We start from the raw sequence: 6,000 nt of genomic DNA, 5'->3' as shown, positions 1-6,000 counted from the left end.
ATTTAGAAGAGCTTTTAGAAGCTTAAAAAGTAGAAAAAAATAGAATTTGCAGTTGCTAACCATTCATGCGTTTGTCGTGTAAAAGTTTCCCGCAAAGGTTGACGGGTTGTGATAATGATGTTAAAATCAGAACAAGAGGTTTTGAACTGAATACTTTTTGTTGCTGTTCACCGGTAATGAAGTGAACAGTAACTGCTTTTTTGGAAATCCTTATAGGAGACAGGCGGAATTCCTGTACAGGTAGATGCACTTTCGTATAGTCGAAACGCGGGGGATTTTTGCAGAAGGTAGATTTTGTTTTTGCATATCGGACGTCTATCAGGTAACAGCATATTTACTGTTCGGACATGAATTGTTTTTAAGACAGCAATTTATGGCCAGAGGGGAGATTTGCTGTTGCCTTTTTTGTGTACTTTTTTAGAAAAAAAGGACCGTGAAGACCATTTTTTCAGTGATTCAGGGCAATGAAAAAAGGTCATTCAGTCGGACCTCGAAAAAGGAAAAGGAGGAAAGATATGAAAGCAAACAAGAATCTACAGAGACTTCTCAGTATTCTTCTCAGTGGTGCGATGATCGCTTCTGCTCCGATGTCAGCATGGGCAGACGATTTCACAGACGCTGCCGCACAGGTTGAGTCTGTACAGACAGAAGAGAATACGCAGGATGAAGTACAGCAGGATGCAGCAGATGCAGACGCAGCAGATGCGGTTGCTGATACTGCAGAAGATGCCGCATTGCAGGAAGACACGCAGGACGATTTACAGGAGGAGACTCCGGAAGAACTGGAGACTCCGGAGGATCAGAGCCAGGCAGAGGAACCTGGAGATGATTCCGCAGCTGGATTTACAGATGGAGACCAGGCAGCCCTGAGTGCCGGTGATACCACAGAAGGAACAACAGATAGCAGTGAGAAACCGGCGTTTAAGACTATAAAATTCGCATGGAAGAATGATGATGGTGAGTATGTTCCAATCGAGCCGGTTGTAGACGGTGACAAAGAATATACGATCATTGTGCCGGATACAGAATATAGCTATTATGTTTATGTAGAGCTTGCAAATTCAAATGATGTAGCCAAATATAACACCAAGTATTGGGGCAATATGACAGCACGGCCACTGACTAATGGTGACTGGACAGGTATCAGTGCACCGGGTGGTGGTGTTTCAACCGGTGAAGATAAGGTATTCGTTGCCGGAAAAAACATGGATTATCTGGATGAGAATGATGTCAACTATACAGTACATATCCGTCGTTCTACATCCCTTGATACTATCAGTGCTGTGGTAGATGGAGAAGCGAACGATACTTTACGTCCGGTGTTTACACCTACAACACATGATTACAGAATGTCCATTCCATACGATGCCAAGACAATCGCTGTTACAACTGGCCCAAGTTCTATCCATAAGACTTATGAGGTAGAGATAAACGGGACAAAGGTAGAGACAAAGTATGAGAATCGTAAGTACCGCGCAACAACAGAACTTCCGATCGAATGGGATTCTAATGATCAGATGAAGATCACATTAAAATCCATTGAGCCGGATGAATCTAAAAATGCGGTAAGTGAAGAGTATACTTTGACATTGCTTTGTCAGACTAAGGGTGATACTCCACGAATCGGACTGCAGCCGGATAATGTTACTGCTTACGATACAGAGACAAGAACATTATCTGTCCGCGCAACAGCAAGCGGAACCCTCAGCTATCAGTGGTATAAGAATACAGAGAATAAGAATGAAGGCGGAACTCCGGTAGAGAACGGTACAGGAGCTACACTGGAGATGAACGGCCTGGTAGATAAGACGGATGTATCTTATTACTACTGTGTTGTTACCAATACTACAGCAGATGGACAGACATATTCCACAACAAGTGATACTGCGAAAGTAACTATAAATTTAGATCCAACACCGACAACTGTAAAGGTATCGGTTGCAGATGGATCCGCAGTTCCGGAAGGTGGTTACAAATACGATTCTGATTCAACAGATATCGTTACATTTAAAGCAGAAGCTGTCAGCAGAGCAGAAGATGCTGAGATCACTTACAGATGGAAGTACGCAGAGTCGGATGATCCTGAGGATACAAAATACTATACTATGCCAGGCACAAATACAGGAGAAACATTTACTCCGGTCTTAAGAGATGGTGTATATTATGTTACCTGTGAAGCATCCTGCAAGACACCGGCAGATAAATATAAAGAATTTAAAAAAGTAGCATCAGAGCGATTTCTGGTAACTGTTACAGCAACAAAAGCTGTACCGATCAAAATTGTCACACAGCCTGTAAACAGGGAATACAGTCTGGGATCTACCGTTTATTATGGAGATTTAAGTGTAACGCCGGATTATAGCGACCCGCTGCTTGGAAAAATGACCGGACAGTGGTATGTGAGTGATCAGAAAGACGGCCCATTTACCGCTATTGAAGGCGCAACAGATTATACAAACTATTCCAGATATAAGACAGATGAAGTCGGCGTTAAGTGGTATTATTGTGAACTTACGAACACAATAACAACCAGAGCCGGAGAGACTTTAACAGCTACTACAAAGAGTGATGTTGTTTCCGTAACTGTTTACGAAGGCAAAAAGATGGATGGTCTGGAAGGAATGGGAACCGAGAGTGATCCATACCTTCTTGGAACAACAGAGGATATTTCCACATTAGCGGATTATGTAAACAATCAGAAAGTAGATTTCACAGACAGATTCTTTAAAATCACAGCAGACATTACACTTCCGGAAAACTGGACACCAATCGGTACCTCAACAACCGGATTTAACGGAACCATTGACGGAGATGGACATCTCCTTACTGTTCCGAAAGGTGAGAAGTGCCTCTTTGGTATTACTCACGGAGCAACTCTGAAGAACCTGGATATTTATGGAGAGCAGATCGCATCTGCAGGTGTTGTAGAGCATTATAACATCGGAACAACCATCAACTGTGACCGTGTAACACTGAAGAGCGGAACACAGACACTGGAATCCGGATTCCTTGGCGGATATGCATCCGGAAGCAATGCAGTCAACCTGACCAACTGTACCGTAGAGGCTGGAGTTATCATCGGATATGATAAGAAACAGTCACACATTGGTTCCTTTGGCGGTGAGTACAACGGATATATGCTGAACTGCGTAAGCCATGCAACCGTTTACGGTGTGGATTATGTAGGTGGTATCTGCGGTAATAAGGGCCAGACTATGGGATCTTACAGCCTTCAGTACTGTATCTTCGACGGAACTGTTGAGGCAAGCGGAAACTATGCAGGCGGTATTTCCGGCGGTGGTTATGGTGGAACCAGATTTGGTCTGGATAGTGCACCGAATACACCGGCAGTAACTATTAAGAACTGTTATGCATCCGGAACAGTTACCGGTAAGAATTATGTAGGCGGTATCCTTGGAGCAGAGCCTGGTATCGTACAGTGCTGGTCAAACGGTATCGGATACATCCAGTATAACAAGTTTACAGGAACTGTAACAGCAACAGATGGTACTTATGTAGGCGGCATCGTAGGTTATATCCACGGCCTGGACAAGTACATGTACATTAACGATAACCTTTATGACTGCAACGCTGCAAAGGGAATCGGATTTATCAAGTATATCGACACAAGCTGCGAGAACCCGACAGAGATCGAAGGAATCGGATACTACAGCACAAAGGGTGGCATTCCGGAAAAACTGCCGCAGGGCATTGCAGGTGTTGAGCGTGCAGACCACAACCGTACAGATGACCCGATGGGTGCAGATGCAGACAAGCTTGCGAAATCTGCAACAAAAGATGAGATCGGTGAGGCTCCGATCGGCCAGAGAGTGATCATGGATCTGGAGCTTTCCGGCGATTACAAGACAACCTTCTATCTTGGACATGACCTGGATCTTACAGGAATGAAGATCACTGCGAAATACAATGACGGTACAACAGAAGATGTTCCACTTGATAAAGTAGAGATCACAGGATATGACAAGAACGTTCGTGGAACACAGGAGCTGAAGCTCGAGTACAACAAATTTGTCAAGACTCTTAATGTAAAAGTTCTTAAGAGAACAGATGGAAAGATCAGCGTTACTTTCTCATTACTTGGAGACAGTATCCATGACAGTGATGAGGATAACACCTATCATACACTTCATGCAGGAAACCTGGATACCTGGATCGAAGCAAAAACTTATGAAGTAGATGCAAACGCAACAGTTTATGATGTATTCCGCCAGGTTCTGACAGAGAATGAATACACCTGGAGAAACACAGCTGGAAACTATGTTGAGGGAATCACTCCTAAGGGATCTGATAAAGAGCTTGCAGAGTTTACAAACGGTAAGTTCAGTGGCTGGATGTACACTCTGAATGGCGTTCATCCGGATCTCAGTGTAATTCAGCAGTATCTGGAAGATAACGATGTGATCGTATTCCACTATACAGATTATTATCCGGCAGAGCATGAGCATAAACCGGCAGCTGCCTGGTCCAGCGATGCGACTGGCCACTGGCATGAGTGCCTGGACAACTGGTGCCCGGCAGTAGACAACACAGAGAAAGACAGCTATGCAGAGCATACTTTCGATGAAGGAAAGATCACCAAGAAAGCTACTTACAAAGCAGATGGTGTTAAGACTTACACATGTACAGTATGCGGTTATGAGAAGACAGAGTCTGTTCCGAAACTGAAATGCACAAAACATACTTACACATGGAAGACAACAACCAAAGCGACAGTATTTAAGCCGGCAGTACAGACAGGAACCTGCTCCAAGTGCGGTGCCAAGACAACAAGAAGCTACGGCAAGAAACTGACACCAACCCTGAAGCTGAACACAACTAAATTTACTCTCAAAGTAAAACAGTCCACTTCAAAGGTGAAAGTAACCGGCCTTGCAAATGGTGATTCCGTAAAATCCTGGACATCCAGCAACAAGAGCGTAGCAGCAGTCAACAGTAAGGGCGTGATCACAGCTGGTTCCAGGACAGGAAAAGCAAAGATCACTGTAACTCTGAAGAGCGGAAAGAAAGGCTACATCACAGTAACCGTTCAGAAATCTGTCGTAAAGACTGTTAAGATCACAGGAGTAAAATCCGCACTTACCCTTACAAAAGGTAAGAGCACAACCCTGAAACCTGTACTCAGCCCGTTCACAGCAGGAGAGAAGATCACTTACGCTTCTTCCAACAAGAACGTAGCAGCAGTCAACAGCAAAGGTGTGATCACAGCAAAGAAAAAAGGAACCGCAGTCATCACAGTTAAGAGCGGAACCAAGAAAGTAACCTGCAAAGTTACTGTAAAATAAAACTTACAAAAAACTTTACAGAAAAACTTACACAAAAAAACAGGGTCTGTCAGGAATGACAGCCCTGTTTTTTTGTGCCATGAAAATTACTTCGTAATGTTTCAATGACATAAAAGTGTGATCAGAGGATACGGAAGGTATACTCTGAGACGTCCGCATAAAGCGGAGATCATGCCGGATTGATGACAATCCGGTTTCGTCTGGCCAGTGCAATGGCGATATGGAAGCCCTCCGCTATGGCGCAGGCTTTATCGGCAATGCTGATGATCCAGGCTTCTTTGTTACGTGGAAGAGGCCCCAGAGGGAACATATGTGAGAGGATTGCATCCAGTTCTCTGTCCGTCATGTCAAAGTGAGTGGCACTGTTTTCTGCGGCAGCCTTCGGGTGATAAAACGCCTGATGCTCACCGGTTGGTGTCTCTGCCTTGAAATCATAAGGGCAGAAATCATGAAGAAGTCCTGCCCTTGCGGCAGCCTTCTCATCACACCCCAGTTTCCTGGCAATAAACCAGGAAAGATAGGAAACATTAATACTGTGCATGAGCCGTGTGGTCCACTGGTGGTGGGTGTACAGGCTCAGCTTCAGGAACTCTCTGTTGCAGAGGATGTTCTTCACAAGCTCATGATATTCCCGTGAGACCTCATCCGACACTGTGATATCCATCGGCAATCACCTTCTTTCTTCTGTTTATAATTT

The 6,000-nt window shown here is 44.4% G+C and carries 2 protein-coding genes; one reads left to right on the top strand and one right to left on the bottom strand.

What is annotated here, in order from left to right; translation table 11 throughout:
- Positions 1 to 515 precede the first annotated feature (515 nt).
- The gene (locus tag GPK81_RS06050) at positions 516 to 5,303 is read left to right on the top strand and encodes a bacterial Ig-like domain-containing protein (RefSeq protein ID WP_215706708.1); all 4,788 of its coding nucleotides are present in this window, start codon (positions 516 to 518) and stop codon (positions 5,301 to 5,303) included.
- Between the two features lie 169 nt (positions 5,304 to 5,472).
- On the opposite strand, the gene GPK81_RS06045 is transcribed toward GPK81_RS06050, so the two are convergent.
- A complete protein-coding gene (locus GPK81_RS06045) occupies positions 5,473 to 5,967 on the bottom strand; it encodes an HD domain-containing protein (protein WP_178745726.1) in 495 nt (164 codons plus the stop codon).
- Positions 5,968 to 6,000: the final 33 nt, after the last annotated feature.

The organism is Blautia sp. MCC283 (assembly GCF_018785565.1).
Taxonomy (GTDB): Bacteria; Bacillota; Clostridia; order Lachnospirales; family Lachnospiraceae; genus Blautia_A.
This window is presented reverse-complemented; position numbering and strand designations above follow the sequence as displayed.